The sequence below is a fragment of the Brakhagea baltica genome (genome assembly GCF_052161605.1).
Taxonomy (GTDB): domain Bacteria; phylum Planctomycetota; class Planctomycetia; order Pirellulales; family Pirellulaceae; genus JBKCUI01.
In genome coordinates, this window is record NZ_CP197409.1 from 398,965 (window position 1) to 416,140 (window position 17,176).

Consider the following 17,176-nt stretch of genomic DNA (forward strand, 5'->3'; position numbering starts at 1 on the left):
GATTCTCGGAAGAGCACCGACCAATGAAAAACTCCAGCAGATTGCGACCGAATTGCAGTCTGAACTGCGTGAGCGGGGACGGAATTTAGGAACAGTAATCTTCAGTAATCAACACTAATCTTAGATCGACGTGATCGAAGAAAAGTTTCAATGGTAACTGTTCCCGTGGTTGTACCGATTGAGGTTCGTTAACTACTACCGAGATTATTCCCCTGCCGGGGCATTCGACACTCTTCGTCCCGGAGGGGGGACGTAATATTGGTAGCCCCGATGCCCCCCCATCCGCGCTTTGCTCCCGCTCTCCACTGACCTTGTGGACTGTTGATTTAGTGTCCCCACTGCTGGGGTTTCTATCTACCCTTAAATTCCATCGGCGCTATGATAGGCGGCTAGGGTACTCTCTACGCTGGGCGAGGATGGATTCATGAGTTTTCGAACGCCGAAGTTTAGTTATTGGCAAGACGCACCGATGCCACGAGATCAGCTTGTCTTGTTTGCCGCAACGCTGGAGGAACGCATCCCACAAGACCACCCGGTTCGATTGCTTGACGAGATTTTAGATGCACTGGATTGGACAAAATGGGAGGCCGTCTATGAAGGGAAGCTCGGACAGCCGCCTATTCATCCAAGCATTCTTTGCAAAGTGCTATTGTTCGCATTGAGTCGAAAGATCCGAGCTGATGCGAACCGATTCAGGACCTACAAAGTCGAGAGTGTTTCTAAGCTCATCGAAGAGCTCGATGGGCAAATTACACACGCAATTTCGCAAGGATGGGATTGATAACAAAAAGAATCCGGCTCAGCTCCCGATTAGTGACCCCAATAGCCGAATCCTGCCGGACAAAGAAGGGGGCTACGCACCAAACTACACTCCGATGGAGGTGACTGAGACGCAGAATGGATTCATCGTTGGTGAAGATGTTTTGTTCGGAAATGTTGAGCATATCTGCATGATGGGAATGATTGATGCGATCGAAGCAGATTATCAATCGCACACCGAAACCATGATGGCCGCATCAATGAGAATTCCAAGAAGGGACGCAAAGTCAGCCATGACGAATTTCAAGAGGTCCGAGAACGACAAGCCGAGCTGATGCAGGATTCGACGGTTAAAGAGCGATACAAGAAGCGTCAGCACTATGGCGAGACACCGTTCGCATTCATCAAAAGTAACCTTGGTATACGACGATTCCTTCTACGCGGACACACCGGCGTGGTACAGGAGTGGCGTTGGGGTTGCCTGACATTCAATCTCAAGAAGTTGATGACGATGTGGGTGAGGATACGTACGCAACTGACTACGGAAGCATCTCCGGCGAGCTGCTAGGGAGAAAAAAGGGGCATTCTGAGCTTAAACGAGCCCTCACAGGCCCTCTTCAGAGGGCCCTAAAAGGAAATATGTGTGGTTACGTCGCGTACGATCGAAAAATGTCAACGGCAAGCGCGATCCGGGAAAAGCCAAAAAATTTCGAACCGCACACAGTGAACTAAATCAACAGTCCGCAAGCTCAGTGGAGAGCCGGAGGAGGCGGTGCGCGTTAGATAACGGCTGGCGGGGCAGGTCCGGCGGGTTCGGCCGGAAGCGTAACGATCACCTGGGCAAGCCAGGTGCATTAGAAATCCGGATGGGCTCGCAGAGTGGCACGACGGTTTTACAAACATGCACTGAGTACTACGTACTATGCACCGCGGCAGCGCAAGGCGGGAGCCTTGGGGGCAGTGCGTTACGAGGCAGGTGCCCCGTAACGAGTACAGAACGGTGCGTTACGAGGCAGGTGCCCCGTAACGAGTAGAGAGGATCTCAGTGGAGAATCGATGGCTGATGATCAGCTCTTCTTCGCCTCTTCGTACAATCGGCCGACTTCTTGCCAATTGACTACGTTCCAGAATGCAGCGATATAGTCTGGTCGACGGTTTTGATACTTGAGATAGTATGCATGCTCCCAAACGTCGAGTCCGAGGATAGGCGTGCCCTCGATGCCAGCTACAGCTTTGCCCATCAATGGGCTGTCTTGATTAGCTGTTGAGCCAACCTCGAGCTTGCCATTGTTGACAACTAACCATGCCCAGCCACTACCGAATCGAGTCGCACCGGCGGCTGCAAACTTCTCTTTGAACGCGTCAAAGCCTCCGAAAGTTGCTTCGATGTCGGTGAGGAGGGCTCCCATGGGCTTCCCACCAGCGTTCCAGCCAATGATCTGCCAGAAGAAACTGTGATTGACGTGACCGCCTCCGTTGTTGCGGACCGCCATCCGCTTGTCTTCCGGCACAACGCTCAAGTCCTTGATCAGTTCGAACTCCGTTTTGGATTCGAGCGGCGTACCCTCGATCGCTTTATTCAGGTTGGTGATGTAAGCTTGGTGATGTTTGCCATGGTGAATCTCCATCGTTTGTGCGTCGATGTGAGGCTCCATTGCGTCGTAAGCATAGGGCAATTTAGGCAAGGTGAATGCCATGGAATTCTCCCGAAGTTGGTTTGAGGAAATGTCTTGCTAGATTGTTCTAGACAGTACTGGATTTTACCAAAATGCCAAGATCGGAAACGCTGCTTCCCGAGGCTAGCCCTCGGATTCCAGCGAATTTGAGTGAGGTTCACCGAATTTTCTTTATTGTTGGGAAACATGATTGAAACGGAAAGACTAACCATCCGAGCCTGGGAAGCGACAGATGCCGAAAGCTTTTTCTCCCTCACCAAAGACTCGGGGTTCATGGCCTATCTGATAACGGATTATCGACAACCGAATGTCGATGCAGCGGCAACCTGGATCCGAACCCAAAGGGGGAAGTATGCAGTACAAATCCGCGAAACCCACGAACTAATCGGCATGGGAGGTCTGACACCCTGGACCTGGAACGACGAACCGCTGGTTGATATCACCTACCGCCTAAGAAAATCGGCCTGGGGCAAAGGCTACGGGTGGGAACTCGCGTCAAGCCTCAAGGACTACGCGTTTCGGACGTTACTGCTCGATCAAATTACAGCGACCATTACTCCTGATAATGCTCCGTCCCGATACATCGCTGAAAAGCTGGGCTTCCGCCTCGATTGTCGGATTACTCTGCATGGCGTTCCGACCGATTTGTATCGTGTTTTTCGGGATGGGTCATAAAAAAACGCTGAGCGAATTAGCCCAGCGTTTACGATGCTTTTCAACTCTCCCCAGCCACGCTATCGCGGGCTGCCTCTCCACAAACAACGTTTGGGGAGAGCGAAGTAGGCCTGTTGCCAATCAGCAGATCGGCAGCCGTTAGTATCGGTAGCTATCCGACTTGTACGGTCCGTTGACATCCACCGAGATGTAGTCGGCTTGTGCCTTGGAGAGTGTCGTCAGCTTGACTCCGAGTTTGCCCAAGTGGAGGCGTGCTACTTCTTCGTCGAGATGCTTAGGAAGTGTGTAGACTTGCTTCTTGAACGTTCCGTTCTTTCGTTCGTTCCAAATTTCCAATTGTGCGAGAACTTGGTTGGTGAAGCTGGTGCTCATGACGAAGCTTGGGTGGCCGGTCGCACAACCCAGGTTCATCAAACGACCTTCGGCCAAGACCAAGATGCTTCGCTTGGTGTCGTGGAAGTACCATTGATCAAACTGAGCCTTGATGTTCCGACGCTCGACTCGTCCGCTTGCTTGGAGCTTTTCCAATCCGGCCATGTCGATTTCGTTGTCGAAGTGTCCGATGTTGCATACGATGGCCTTGTCCTTCATCTTGGCCATGTGATCAGCCGTGATGATGTCGTAGTTGCCTGTGGCGGTCACGAAAATGTCAGCAGTTTCGACGAAGTCCTCAAGAGTCTTGACTTCATAGCCTTCCATGACGGCTTGCAAAGCACAAATCGGATCGATCTCGGTCACGATGACACGGCAGCCTTGTCCGCGAAGGGATTGGCAGCAACCCTTGCCCACGTCACCGAATCCGCAAACGACAGCGACCTTCCCGGCGAGCATCACATCCGAAGCTCGGTTCAAACCGTCGATCAACGAATGTCGGCAGCCGTACAAATTGTCGAACTTGCTCTTGGTCACAGAGTCATTGACGTTGATCGCTGGGAATAGGAGTTCGCCGGTCTTCGCCATTTCGTAGAGTCGCTTCACTCCCGTAGTGGTTTCTTCGGAAACCCCAATGCAATGTTTACCCATCTCGGTGTATCGGCCAGGATTGACAACCAATTCCTTGCGGAGTGTATCCAGAATAACGCCCCACTCAGCTGGCTCCTTGTCCGGATTGAAGTCCGGTACTTCTCCGGCCGCTTCGTACTTGGTCCCGAGGTGGATCAGCATGGTCGCGTCGCCGCCATCGTCAACGATCATGTCTGGACCGCTTCCGTCCGGCCATACTAACGCTTCGACGGTGCACCACCAATACTCGGGGAGGGTTTCACCCTTCCATGCGAACACAGGTGTGCCGATCGGGTTGTCAAGCGAGCCGCCTCGTCCGACAACAACCGCAGCGGCGGCGGTGTCTTGGGTTGAGAAAATGTTACAGCTTACCCAGCGAACATCAGCTCCGAGATCCACCAAGGTCTCGATAAGAACGGCTGTTTGTACCGTCATGTGTAGCGAGCCCATGATTTTGGCCCCTGCCAGCGGCTTGGTCGAACCATATCGCTCACGAAGCGCCATCAAGCCAGGCATCTCGTCCTCAGCGAGTTGAATCTCCTTGCGACCCAAATCTGTCAGCTCTTGTGCTTCGCTGCGGTTTCCGGCAGCCAGCAAATCGAAGGCCTTGACTTTGAATGGCAAGCGATTCGGATCTGCCGAAACCGAAACGCTCTTAGTGGACTTAGCTACCGTACTCATCTCTCTACTCCTAAAGTGAAATCAACAAAAGTCTTTCGATGTTCCAGCCTCAGTTGCGAACAGCCGATGCCACGAATAACCCCGTACCCTTTGCTTCAGGTTCGGGAGGAACCAATTCGTATCTAATATCTTTCCAGTTGGCTTGTTGGAGCCAACTGCATATTTGTGACTCGGAAAACCCTTGCCACATGTGCCCCATCGACTCTCGGTACTCCGATCTGTCATGGGGAACCATATCCAACATCACAAGTCTCCCGCCGTTGCGGGTGACTCTGTGAATTTGATCGAAAACGTGTTGGGGTGTTGGCACGTAGGGAAGCACCAATGACATCAACGCAACGCTCAGTTGTTCGTCCTCAAGGGGCAAACTCGTTAGCTCCCCTTTTCGAACCTCAACATTGCCACGATCTTTCAGTCGCTTACGAGCCGCCTGAATCATCGCGGTCGACGAATCGACCGCATAAACCTTAGCAACCCACGGTGCTATCGTTTGGGACAACACCCCAGTACCGCAACCCAGATCCCCAACTATCGAGTCAGGGCTCAAAGTCGCGCATAACATCCAAACGTCCATCCTGTAGCCGAACAACTCACTCCGCAGCCGATCCCATTTCTCAGCCGAAGTCGAGAAAAAAGTTTGGGAACGGCTTTGCCGAGATTCGAGCACTTGCTCCAGACGCGCTTCGTCCTGGTCTGCCGTCGGTCGATGTACACATTCTCCACTGACGACCTCCCAAAGCCGACGCTGCGCCGGGTCGACCTCCCTGGCACGCATTCGGTACAAATTGCTACACCCCTCCCGCCGCGAAGTCACCCAGGCCTCATCGCTGAGAACCTTTAGATGTCGGCTGACCGTGCTTTGGGGCAGTTGCAGCACAAGGCACAACTCAGCCACCGTCATCTCCGATCGGTCCAATATACGAAGCAGCCGAGCCCGGATTGGGTCCGATAAGCTTTGCATCCAGTTGATCATAGGTGGCGTCTGAACCATCCCTTCACTATATCATCCGCCTATCCGGATGCCAAGATAACAGATGTGGGGTTTTTTGACGATTTTTTCGAGCATCCTTAGTAACTTTCCATTCCGAAGCGGCAAATCTCAGGCAATGCAGATGGCTGTGGCTACTCGCACTTTCCTGTCGCCAAGAAACAAAAAAACCGAAAATTCCCATTTTTTTGCCGTTAAAGTTTAACCATGTCCTAGAGTTCCCACGTCGGATGACGACTGGATCACTCGCTTTCAGAGCCTTGCCCCCCTGTGTCCAGTCAAACGAGGAATCTGATTATTTGGGACTCGAATGGGGAGGTCGTTCATGTTCGGAGAAAGTGCAGTCAATGACGCAATCCGATCGACAAGAACTGGTGACATACGTGGTGGGCAAGGCATTCGAACCGCTGTTTCTCTACATGCGGAATTGTTGCGCTTATGTTCCGAACCAACGCCGCTCGTGATTAGGCTCGCAGACGTCGACAGCATAGACGCGTCTACCATCCAGTTATTGCTGGCCGCCAAACGCGATCTCGGAGAGTCATTGAAGTTTGAGATAGGCGATTCCGCTGATCTTTCTGCATGGTTGAAACTAGCTGGCGCAGAAGCGATATCTAGTTCGGCTTTATAGTATTCCATCACTTTCCTATAAGTACAATCGGTTCTATTAAGGGGTATTATCTTGAGTAAGACGGCTCTTGTTGTTGACGATTCAGCTTCGATGCGTCAAATGGTAACCTTTACGCTGCAGTCGGCTGGTTTCGACACTATCGAAGGCACAAATGGTGCAGAAGCATTAAAAGCAAGTGAGAACAAAAATGTAGATTTGGTCGTTACCGATTTGAATATGCCCGTTATGGACGGCATCACTCTGGTAAAAGAGTTAAGAGCAAGACCCGGATTTAAGTTCACGCCTATTCTACTATTGACGACAGAATCCCAAGACAGCAAAAAACAAGAAGGCAAACAGGCTGGTGCTACCGGCTGGATGGTAAAGCCGTTCAATCCCGATCAATTGCTCACAATCGTAAAGAAGATTGTGCGGTAAACGTATCCGACAAATAACAATTCGGACAAAGGGAATCGATAATGCAAATTGACTTAAGCCAATTTCGCGCAGCGTTCTACGTAGAGGCCGACGAGCATCTTCAGCACATGGAGGGGGCACTCCTGCAATTGGAAAGCCAACCTGGCGACGTAGAGCTCCTTAACACAGTGTTTCGTGCAGCCCATAGCATCAAAGGGGCTAGTACTACATTTGGTATAGATGAAGTTGGAAAGTTCACTCATGTTCTCGAGAATCTTCTCGAAAAGGCGAGGGACGGCGAGCTTAATACAACCCCTGAACTAATTGAACTGCTGCTTAGCAGTGTCGATATCATCTACGGCTTGGTGGCTAACGCTAAGGATGGAGCTCCCTTACCTGAAAATCTAGAACAAGTATTTGAAGAACTGCAGCGAGTCAATGGATCTACCGTCTCTACACCTGCCCCCATCTCCGTAAAAGATAATTATTTGAATCAAAATCAAGGCTCCGAGGGCGGTAGCGGCGTGATCTGCTACAGGGTCAGCTTGAACCCTAGCCCCGAGTTTTTTCACTTTGGACAAGATCCACTGTTGTTATTGCGAGAACTGAATGAGTTAAGCCAACATTGCAGGATTATCCTCGATCAATCGCAATTGCCACCACTTTCTGATCTTGATCCAGAACGATGTTATCTGCGCTGGGTCATCGAGCTTGAGACAGCTGTGCCCGAGGAACAGATTCGGGATGTGTTTATGTTTCTCGATTCAGACAGTAGCTATCAAATCGAGCCAATATCAAACGGTCCCAACAAGGAGACTGCTGAAGACGACAAGGCTGAATTCACTGAGACTCCATCTCCTGCCGGTGCAGCTCCCGCGACAGAATCTCCATCCGGTCGAGATGTCGTCTCCGCGGCTTCTGCGGGTAAGGCTAAAGATGTCAGAGCGGACAGTAAGACGCTCCCGACCAGATCAAATGGGGAGTTGGAAACGGTTAGGGTTGACCGTGAACGTTTGGATGAACTCATCAATCAAATTGGAGAGCTGGTCATTGGTGCATCAATGGTCGAGCAGGAGGTAAACCAAGTGACGGGGGGACGATCCTTGGAGTCTCTCGCTGCGCTTGGCAAGATCGTGCGCGATCTGCAAGAGATGAGTTTAGGGTTGCGTATGGTTCCGATCGCAGCGACCTTCCAGAAGATGAACCGGGTGATTCGAGATGTAGCCAAAAAGCTGAACAAAAAAATTGAGTTCACGACTGAGGGGGATGAGACGGAACTCGATAAAACGGTTGTTGACCAAATTAGCGATCCGCTGGTACACATGGTACGGAATGCTGCTGATCATGGCATCGAGAGCCCAGAAGATCGAATACTGTCCGGAAAGCCAGAAACAGGTACGGTCAATCTGCGGGCGTTCCAACAAGGAGGGAATGTCTATATCGAGCTGAGAGACGATGGTCGCGGACTGAATCGCAAAAAGATACTCGAGAAAGCAATCGAAAGGGGTGTCGTCCCTCCGGATGCCAATCTTTCGGACAATGAGATCTGTGGTTTGATTTTCCAACCAGGATTCTCAACTGCCGACACCGTGACAGATGTTTCGGGACGCGGTGTTGGAATGGATGTTGTTCGAAGAAACGTCGAGGCCTTGCAGGGTAGTGTCAGCATTCGATCCGAAGAGGGCAAAGGCTCCGTTCTCTCGGTGCGTCTCCCATTAACCCTTGCTATTCTAGATGGCCTCTTGATTCGCCTATCAAGTGAAGTATTTGTGATTCCACTGTTGTCGGTCATCGAATCGATCTGCGTACAGCCTAACGAGATCAAGCAGATCGTCAGCGTCGGAGAGGTCATACAGTTGCGAGGGGAAATTGTTCCCCTGGTTCGCTTGCATGATCGGCTTGGAATTCATGACGCAGATTCGTCACGCGACCAAAGCCTCTTAGTGATCGTCGAGGATCAAGGGCGTCGTTTCGCATTATGCGTTGATGAGCTACTGGGGCAGCAGCAAGTGGTCATAAAAAATCTCGAGACCAACTTTAGAAAAGTGCCCGGTGTTGCAGGCGCTACGATTCTTGGTGACGGACGTGTCGCACTTATCCTGGATGTATACGGAGTATCGAATGTCAATGGCCAAGAAGCGAGGCATTTAGATCACCCAAAAGACTTCGGAACGACTGAGGAGGTGGCATGATAAGTGTGTCAAACAATCATCACTTGCAATTCAATGAAACCTATAGAACGTATTGGAGATAATCTTGAGCATTGCCATCGAAAATGAACCCTCGATTTCGTCTGGGGGCGACATACAACAGTTCCTTACCTTTACACTTGACGATCAGGAGTTTGGGCTTGAGATCCTGAGAGTACAGGAAATCAAGAATTTCACGCGGGTGACACCAATTCCCAACATGCCTGCTTGCATAAAGGGGGTGATGAACCTACGCGGTACCATCGTACCGATCGTAGACCTCCGGATTCGTTTCGATATGACAACGACTCAATACAACCAGTTTACGGTTATCATCGTTGTAAACGTCGGATCGCGAATAATGGGATTGGTTGTTGATGCGGTTTCGGACGTTCTCAACGTCGAGTCCAATGCGATTGAGGCAACACCGGACCTCGGGGCGATTGATACATCGTTCATCAGCGGATTGGCTAAATCCGGTGAACGTCTGGTAACACTCCTTGATATCGAAAGGCTATTGGGTGATCAGGCCCAATCTGCCAACTTCTAATTAATCACTAACAACATCTAAATTTTTCTTCATTAGGAAATCAAAATGGCCTCCAAATCAACCGCAAAATCGCTAACCAAATCCTCATCCACTAAGAGTTCCGCCTCCACGCGCCGAACGGCACCAGCGAAGGCTTGGTCCGCCTCTGATGCAAAGATCCAAGCGCTTTCAAACGTTCAAGCTATCGCGGAATATAGTCCGGATGGTAAGTTGCTCGAGGTTAATGCGAACTACCTGAAACTAGTCGGTTTCGATTGGAACGAGATTCAAGGTAAAACGCATCGTGATCTGATCGATTCGAACTCTGCAAATGCCTCGGACTATAAGGAACTGTGGGAGTCTCTGGCTAAAAATCAAACCCGCAACTTAAATTATACGTTGCAAAAAAAGGACGGTTCGCAGGTTCCAGTCTCTGGAACTTTTTATCCGCTCCTTAACGTAAAGGGGGAGATAATCCGGATCGCGGAATTTGTTTCGGACGCAACGGACCATCGAAAACTAATGGCCGAAGTGGAAGATCTCCGCGTAGTCCAAAATGTCGTCAATATGACAAGTATCGTTTCCGAGGCAGATTTGCGAGGTGACATTCTCACGATTAACGAAAAATTTATCGAGGTATCGAAGTATAGCCGAGAAGAGCTGATTGGGGCTCCCCACAATACTACTCGACACCCCGATATGCCAAAGGAAGTCTTTAAGCAGTTGTGGGGAACGATTGGTAAAGGAAAGCCATTCCGTGGAATAATCAAAAACCGAGCAAAGGATGGTACACCATACTATGTTGATGCGGTCATCGCACCTGTCCTTGGGGCTAACGGAAAGCCACGCAAATACATTGGCGTCCGCTACGACATTACCGAATCCGAAATCGAACGACAAAACGCTAAAGGGATTCTTAATGCAATCGACAACACGTTCTGCTACGCCGAGTTCACTCCGACTGGCGAAATTATAAAAACTAACAGCTTGTTCGAGGCAAGCACAGGATATTCCTGCGAAGAGTTAAATGGAAAGCACCATCGAGTTCTAATCTCCGCAGAAAGATCGAAATCGAGAGAGTATGACGATTTTTGGCGAGGATTGGCTAGCGGTGACGTGCGATCGGAACTCTTCCAGAACCTCAGCAAGGCAGGTCGCGATGTTTGGTTTCAAGCAGTTTACTCCCCTGTTCGAGACGAAACAGGTCGCGTGACAAAGATCGTCATGATCGGCACCGACGTTACGCAACAATGCGAGAAGAACGCAGACTACGAAGGACAATTGGAATCAATCAATAAGTCCCAGGCCACAATCGAGTTCGATCTCGACGGAAACATTCGAAACGCGAATGAGAATTTCCTTGCAACGGTTGGCTACTCAGCTGATGAGATTAAAGGAAAGCATCATCGCATCTTTGTCGAACCGGAGTTCGCAAACAGCCATGAGTACAAGTCGTTTTGGGACGATCTCAAGGCGGGTAAGTTTTTCTTAGGACAGTACAAGCGATTGGCCAAAGGTGGACGTGAGGTTTGGATTCAAGCGTCATACAATCCAATCTTTGATCTAAACGGAAAGCCTTACAAGGTCGTTAAGTATGCGACAGATATTACTGCCTCGAAACAGATGGAGTTCCGAGTTGCAGAGAAGGCAAAGCTCGATGCGTTAGCCGCAGAGGAGATGCAACGAAAAGTTACCGAGATTCTGACCGTTGCTGAGAAAGTTGCAGAACGGGATTACTCCCAGCCACTGACAGTGAGTGGTGACGATGTCATTGGTAAACTAGGAGAGGGGCTCACTCAATTCTTCAAGAGCAAGCAAACGGCCGAGATCGCCGAGCAAGAAAGAGCAGACCGCGAACGTCATATGGCTGAAGAACAATCTAGGAAGGTTTCAGTCGTTCTAGAGATCGTTAGTGCAGTCGCTGAGGGGAACTTTGATATTCAAGTACCAGACCTCGGTGATGATGCAATCGGAAAGGTAGGTACGGCATTGAATCAGGCCGTCAAATCCATTCGTGATGCCCTTTCCGAGGTTCGCGATGTCGCTGGAACAGTATCCACAGCGGCTGAGCAACTTACTGGCGCATCGCGTGAGATTGCCGCTGGCGCACAGACGCAAGCTTCAAGTCTAGAAGAAACAGCTTCGAGCCTCGAGGAGATCACTTCAACTGTTAAGCAGAACACGGACAATGCGCAACAAGCGAGACAGCTCGCCAACGGTTCTCGAGATGTCGCAGAAAAGGGAGGCAGCGTGGTCAGCGAAGCAGTTCGTGCGATGGACGAGATTAACGAGTCCTCGAAAAAGATTGCGGACATCATAACGACTATTGATGAAATCGCTTTCCAAACAAACCTTCTTGCTCTAAACGCAGCTGTTGAAGCTGCGAGAGCAGGTGAACAGGGGAGAGGCTTTGCAGTCGTGGCTGCAGAAGTTCGTAATCTGGCCCAACGAAGTGCTAGTGCCGCGAAGGAGATTAAGACCCTTATCCAAGACTCAGTCGGCAAAGTCAAAAACGGTGCGGACCTGGTTAACAAATCCGGTGAGACACTTAGCGAGATCGTGAACTCAGTCAAACGCGTGACGGATATCGTATCCGAGATCGCGGCGGCTTCAAAGGAGCAATTGGCAGGCGTCGAACAAGTCAATCGGGCAGTGGCGCAAATGGATCGTGTTACTCAAGGCAATGCTTCGCAAACGGAGGAGATGTCCGGTACCGCTGATTCGTTGCTGTCGCACTCGGTTCAACTTTCCGATCTTGTTCGACGCTTCAATCTGGGCAAAGTAGATGCTAGAGATGACGAATCTAAGCGAAAGTCTGCACACAGAAGTTCGACCTCCAATTCTCATCAAAGATCGCAAGCAAGCGAAAGAGGCTCGCGTTTTGTTCCAACGTTTGATCTGTCAACGGGTCAGAACAATGCAACGTTAGAATTCTAAAACTTGTTTGTTAATCAAATTTAGTTCGCGTTCTAAGTCGTCAGAGCTAGAACGCGAACAATCTATCGCACAGCGTAGACAGGGTTGTTATGACGGCATTGCAGGATCGATCTCTTACGTCAAAAGAATATCAAACCGTAAAGTCGTTGATCTATCAATTCGCTGGAATCGCATTGACCGACTACAAACAGGTGATGGTTCAAGGGCGGTTGAACAAACGAATGCGAAAGCTCGAAATAGATTCCTATCGAGCGTATCTGGACTATCTGCAAGATCCTTCTAACACAGAGGAGGTCACACATTTCATTAACGTGATGACGACGAACAAAACGGATTTTTTTCGAGAACCTCATCACTTTGAATATTTGGCTAGGACAGCTTTCCCTGAGGTTGTGAAGCGAGCGGAGAAAACCGGCGAAAAAAGGCTTCGCATTTGGTGCTCAGCATCATCAACCGGCGAAGAACCCTACACCATCGCCATGGCTGTACGCGAATACTTTGGGGCGGCACACGGTTGGGATATAAAGATTCTGGCTTCCGATATAGACACCGAGGTGCTTAGTGCTGCCGAGGAAGGAACATACCAACCTGAGCGAGTTAGCGAACTACCATCTGAGTTATTGAAACGCTATTTTGAGCGCCCCACGCAGTTAACCGACGGGAATTTCGTTGTAAAATCAGCACTTCGAGATCTACTAACCTTTCGGAAGATAAACCTACACGATTCAAAGTGGCCTATTCATACCGCATTCGATATGATTTTCTGTCGAAATGTGATGATCTACTTTGATTCTGCCGCTCAATCGAAAATCATCAACCATTTCGGAGACTATTTGAAACAGGACGGATTGTTATTTATTGGTCATTCTGAATCGATTTTCGGATTGTCGGACCAGTTTGCACTCATGGGAGACACCATCTACAAGAAGACATCTGCAACCAGCAGTTCGATAACAACGCGTTTGCCTCCCATTAGAACGCAAACACCAAGAAGCCCCGTTGATCAGGTTGAATGTGGCGATCACCCGAAAATTTCGCGATCGCTTGCACCTCTCGATAAAAGCTCTCGGGACCCGGTTCACGCAATCATTATTGGGGAGGTCTACGTGAGCGAATCCCCGGTTTGGATATCAACCTTACTGGGCTCATGTGTTTCCGTCTGCCTTTACGATGAAATGAAGGGTATTGGTGGTATGAACCATTTCATGCTGCCTGCCCCTCGTGACGAGTCGGTGGTTTGTCAGCGGTTCGGTGTGCATGCAATCGAGCTCCTAATAAATTCGTTGATGAAGCGAGGTGCTGACAGGAGACGGCTGTGCGCAAAAGTATTTGGTGGCTGCAACGCTCTTCGGAACTCATTCTCCAGTATCGCGCAAGAAAACATTCGCTTTGCCCACGAATTTCTGCAAACGGAAGGGATACCTGTGAAAAGCAGCTACACAAGCCAAGGAATGGGAATGAGTGTACAGTTTCATACCAAAAGTTTCAGAGCATTGGTACGAGTTCTCGATCGAAACGAATCGATCGCAGTTGAGAGCGAAACGAATCGCCTAGCGCCGGTGGTGCTGCAGAGTATGGCCGCAAGCGAATCTATTACAATATTCCAGGAAATCTGACGCCATGAAGAAGATTCGAGTACTCGTCGTCGATGATTCAGCTCTGATGCGACAACTAATCACCGATATCCTTAAGTCAGATAATCAGATTGAGGTAGTGGGAACTGCGTCAGATCCCTATGTCGCCCGAGAGAAAATCCTAAAGCAGGAAATCGACGTTCTCACTTTAGATGTCGAAATGCCTCGAATGGATGGGCTGTCCTTTCTGGAGAAACTCATGGTCGGCAGGCCCATGCCTGTGGTTATGCTTTCATCACTTACGGAAAAAGGCTGCCAGACCACAATGCGGGCACTCGAACTCGGAGCTGTAGATTTTATTACCAAGCCCAAGCTCGACGTGGAAACCGGGATGGATTCTATAGCGAGGGAAATAATAGAAAAAATCAAGGGCGCTGCACAAAGTCGTGTAACAAGAAAATCGGCTACAACCTCGAGACCCGTTTACGAAGGGCCAAAACCTTCGCTCAACGGAGCCTTGATCACCAGTACTCATAAAGTGATTGCCATCGGAGCCTCAACCGGTGGAACCGAAGCATTGATGGATTTGCTTGTAGATTTCCCCTCTGATTCCCCCGGTACCGTTGCAGTAATTCATATGCCAGAGGGCTTTACGAAATCCTTCTCGGAACGACTCGATCGACACTGCAAGGTTCGTGTGAAAGAAGCGGAGGATGGAGACCGAATTTTGCCTGGTCACGTTCTGCTCGCACCAGGAAACTATCACATGACGGTCTACAGGAGTGGAGCGACATATGCAGTAAAAGTCTATTCCGATCCACCGGTCAACAGGCATAGACCGAGCGTTGATGTAATGTTTAGCGCCTGTGCTACGGTTCTGGGGACGAATGCCGTCGGGGTTATCCTTACCGGTATGGGATCTGATGGTGCGCTAGGATTGCTGGAAATGCGAAAACACGGGGCGCACACGATTGCACAGGACGAGGCATCATGCGTTGTCTTCGGCATGCCAAAGGAAGCAATCGCCCGCGGTGCCGTGGATGAAATACTGCCCTTGAAGAAGATCGCTAAGGCTGCCCTCGAAGCCGCAAAATGCAAAATTCTCACGAAATAAAAACAACACTCTTTACGGTGCAAATACCAGTAAACTACGGGATTTATAGAGATGCTATTGTATTTGATTGCGAAACTGGGATCAGGTTTCATTTGCCTTGGCAATAACTTACTGAATCTCTCGAACTCAACGTCACCAAGTCTAAACAAAGATTACCAGCGAACTGACGAGCAAACTACGCTGGAAAAGCCAACTTCTTCGCGCGTCAATGACGCCTCGACGAACAAAGATGCGGAGATCGAACTGCTGACGCTTGGTCAAACCATGACCGTCTTAGAACGACAAATCTCGGAGGTTAACCAGGATATTGAAACCTCGATTGTAGGCATTTCCCAAGGGTTCCAAGGAATGGCAAAGCAGGCACAAGCAGCGATCTCAACGGCCGGAACGACCGCTGGTGAGAAACCCGAAAATAAAATTCACGAGATGCAAGAGGTTGTAACAAATCTGATTCAGCATATGGGCGAATCCTGCGACTCCTTGAGCGGTGCGTCCCAGCGGTTGACAGATGTCGAAAAGCGATTGGATGTTGTTGAATCCGTGCTGAGGGATATTGAAAAAATTGCATCTCAATCTCGCCTGGTGGCTTTAAACGGCGAGATTGAAGCTAAAAGACTCGGGGACGCAGGTAAAGCCTTCGCGGTTGTTGCAGCCGAAACGAAACAATTGTCGCAACACGCTACGGAGACAAGCCGATCGATACGCGAATTGCTTTCAGAACTCACAAGTGTCGTGACTTCGACGACGAGCGATCTAATCGAGCGTTCAAAGTCCGACGCACAACGACTCAATAGTTCGAAACAAGAAGCAGAAGCTCTGCTCGAGTATATAGAAAGCGACCACTATCGCATGACGGCTTCGCTTGTGGAAACCGAAAAAATAAGTCGTGAGTTGCAAAGTAATATTGCAACGGCGGTCATGTCGCTCCAATTCCAGGATCGGGTTAGTCAGCGTATTCACCACGTCGTCGATTCCTTGAAGGTGATGAGATCAAGAGCTGAGGAGATCTCAGATCCAGAACTAAAAACTGAGGCTGAAGCGAGGAGCCAGGTGCTTCTAAAATCACTAGCGGGCCAGTACACAATGGAATCGGAACGCAATGCAATGATGGGTAGCCATGCCGCCTCCACCTCTTCGGCAACAGTCGACGTCGAACTGTTTTAAACCAATCTCTTGTCGATTTACTCGGGTGCATGGCGGTCTGCTTCGTTCGTGCGCGGCTTCTCCCGTCGTTTCGAGGGCAGTTGCTCTAACTAGCTACCTATTACGCTCCTTCGCCCACTCATCGAGTTGGATCATCAGAGACGCATTAGTCACGATGTACGTGTGGATATCCGCAGATGCACACATTCATTGAAAGTTTGCACAGGTTGATTTTTGACAATGAACACATTCAATCTATTAATTTATTCCGGTCCAGAAACACATTCCAACACACGTAATTTGTCTGTGAGCAGTTATGATACAAACTCGTGAGTGCAAACAAACTGAAAATGCATCTATTATTCAAGATGCATTCTGTCAATCTCTTCGCGGTGTTATTGAATACTATTCAAACGTCTCGATTTCGGTTAACCCGATGGGGAGGCCAAACGGTTACGATGGGACTGCATCAATCCTCGATTTTGGTGACCAAAGGTTTACCGGAGCAGCGGCATTACTGGCGACAAACCGATCACTCGAAAATCTTCCTGGTGGAAACGGATTTAATCCGATTGACTGGCTAAGCGAATTAAACAATCAAATCGTTGGACGACTGAGGAACCATTTGCTACGGATGGGTGTGTCGACACACATGGGGACCCCGCGGTCGGTATCAGGCAAGGTCCTCAACGAATCATCATTCCTAGCGAACCCACAGTATTTCAAAATAAGTTGGGAGCAAGACGAGCTCATTGCGATTATCGATCTTCAAATTAATCAGGATTTCGATTTCGTCGAAGCAGAAGACAATCAGATTGCGGAAGAAGGAAGCGTCGAATTGTTCTAGAAAGTTTTTCTGCAATCCAAAGAAATTAGTACTCG

General features: G+C 49.6%; 16 protein-coding genes. 13 read left to right on the top strand and 3 right to left on the bottom strand.

The annotated features are described in order from the left end of the window. Positions 1-424 precede the first annotated feature (424 nt). Genes SH449x_RS01605 through SH449x_RS01615 form a run of 3 tightly spaced genes read left to right on the top strand, consistent with a single transcriptional unit; the run spans position 425 to position 1,327 of the window. Positions 425-781: a transposase gene (locus SH449x_RS01605; protein ID WP_482379569.1), complete on the top strand. Its 357-nt coding sequence runs from the start codon at positions 425-427 to the stop codon at positions 779-781. Beyond that, a complete protein-coding gene (locus tag SH449x_RS01610; RefSeq protein ID WP_482379570.1) occupies positions 741-1,094 on the top strand; it encodes a hypothetical protein in 354 nt (117 codons plus the stop codon). Before SH449x_RS01605 ends, SH449x_RS01610 begins: the two co-directional genes overlap by 41 nt. Then, complete coding sequence (locus SH449x_RS01615) at positions 1,016-1,327, top strand: transposase (protein WP_482381868.1); 312 nt, start codon at positions 1,016-1,018, stop codon at positions 1,325-1,327. Before SH449x_RS01610 ends, SH449x_RS01615 begins: the two co-directional genes overlap by 79 nt. Before the next feature lie 499 nt (positions 1,328-1,826). Here the strand turns inward: SH449x_RS01615 and SH449x_RS01620 are convergent, their stop codons facing one another. Beyond that, complete coding sequence (locus SH449x_RS01620; protein WP_482379571.1) at positions 1,827-2,456, bottom strand: superoxide dismutase; 630 nt, start codon at positions 2,454-2,456, stop codon at positions 1,827-1,829. A gap of 165 nt (positions 2,457-2,621) precedes the next feature. Here SH449x_RS01620 and SH449x_RS01625 point away from each other — a divergent pair, with 165 nt between their 5' ends. Next, positions 2,622-3,110, top strand: coding sequence for a GNAT family N-acetyltransferase (locus tag SH449x_RS01625; RefSeq protein WP_482379572.1), 489 nt, complete (start codon positions 2,622-2,624; stop codon positions 3,108-3,110). Between the two features lie 138 nt (positions 3,111-3,248). Here SH449x_RS01625 and ahcY read toward each other — a convergent pair whose 3' ends face one another. Further along, positions 3,249-4,793 carry an adenosylhomocysteinase gene (gene ahcY / locus SH449x_RS01630; protein ID WP_482379573.1) on the bottom strand — a complete coding sequence of 515 codons (1,545 nt, stop codon included), beginning with the start codon at positions 4,791-4,793 and terminating at the stop codon, positions 3,249-3,251. A 49-nt stretch (positions 4,794-4,842) separates the two neighbouring features. Beyond that, positions 4,843-5,754, bottom strand: coding sequence for an ArsR/SmtB family transcription factor (locus tag SH449x_RS01635; RefSeq protein ID WP_482379574.1), 912 nt, complete (start codon positions 5,752-5,754; stop codon positions 4,843-4,845). A 352-nt stretch (positions 5,755-6,106) separates the two neighbouring features. On the opposite strand from SH449x_RS01635, the gene SH449x_RS01640 reads away from it, so the two are divergent. The 9 genes from SH449x_RS01640 (at position 6,107) to SH449x_RS01680 (ending at position 17,141) form a co-directional block, all read left to right on the top strand. Beyond that, positions 6,107-6,412, top strand: a complete 306-nt coding sequence (locus SH449x_RS01640) for a hypothetical protein (RefSeq protein ID WP_482379575.1) — start codon at positions 6,107-6,109, stop codon at positions 6,410-6,412. A gap of 51 nt (positions 6,413-6,463) precedes the next feature. Further along, entirely contained in the window at positions 6,464-6,829 is a 366-nt protein-coding gene (locus SH449x_RS01645; protein ID WP_482379576.1) for a response regulator, read from the top strand. A gap of 41 nt (positions 6,830-6,870) precedes the next feature. Next, a complete protein-coding gene (locus tag SH449x_RS01650) occupies positions 6,871-9,000 on the top strand; it encodes a chemotaxis protein CheA (protein ID WP_482379577.1) in 2,130 nt (709 codons plus the stop codon). A 64-nt stretch (positions 9,001-9,064) separates the two neighbouring features. Next, entirely contained in the window at positions 9,065-9,547 is a 483-nt protein-coding gene (locus SH449x_RS01655) for a chemotaxis protein CheW (protein WP_482379578.1), read from the top strand. A 45-nt stretch (positions 9,548-9,592) separates the two neighbouring features. Then, entirely contained in the window at positions 9,593-12,463 is a 2,871-nt protein-coding gene (locus SH449x_RS01660) for a methyl-accepting chemotaxis protein (RefSeq protein WP_482379579.1), read from the top strand. A gap of 89 nt (positions 12,464-12,552) precedes the next feature. Further along, on the top strand, positions 12,553-14,079 hold the full coding sequence (locus SH449x_RS01665; RefSeq protein ID WP_482379580.1) for a CheR family methyltransferase: 1,527 nt from the start codon (positions 12,553-12,555) through the stop codon (positions 14,077-14,079). A gap of 4 nt (positions 14,080-14,083) precedes the next feature. After that, positions 14,084-15,151, top strand: a complete 1,068-nt coding sequence (locus SH449x_RS01670) for a protein-glutamate methylesterase/protein-glutamine glutaminase (RefSeq protein WP_482379581.1) — start codon at positions 14,084-14,086, stop codon at positions 15,149-15,151. A 51-nt stretch (positions 15,152-15,202) separates the two neighbouring features. Continuing rightward, positions 15,203-16,315 carry a methyl-accepting chemotaxis protein gene (locus tag SH449x_RS01675; protein WP_482379582.1) on the top strand — a complete coding sequence of 371 codons (1,113 nt, stop codon included), beginning with the start codon at positions 15,203-15,205 and terminating at the stop codon, positions 16,313-16,315. A 415-nt stretch (positions 16,316-16,730) separates the two neighbouring features. Beyond that, the gene (locus tag SH449x_RS01680) at positions 16,731-17,141 is read left to right on the top strand and encodes a hypothetical protein (protein ID WP_482379583.1); all 411 of its coding nucleotides are present in this window, start codon (positions 16,731-16,733) and stop codon (positions 17,139-17,141) included. Positions 17,142-17,176: the final 35 nt, after the last annotated feature.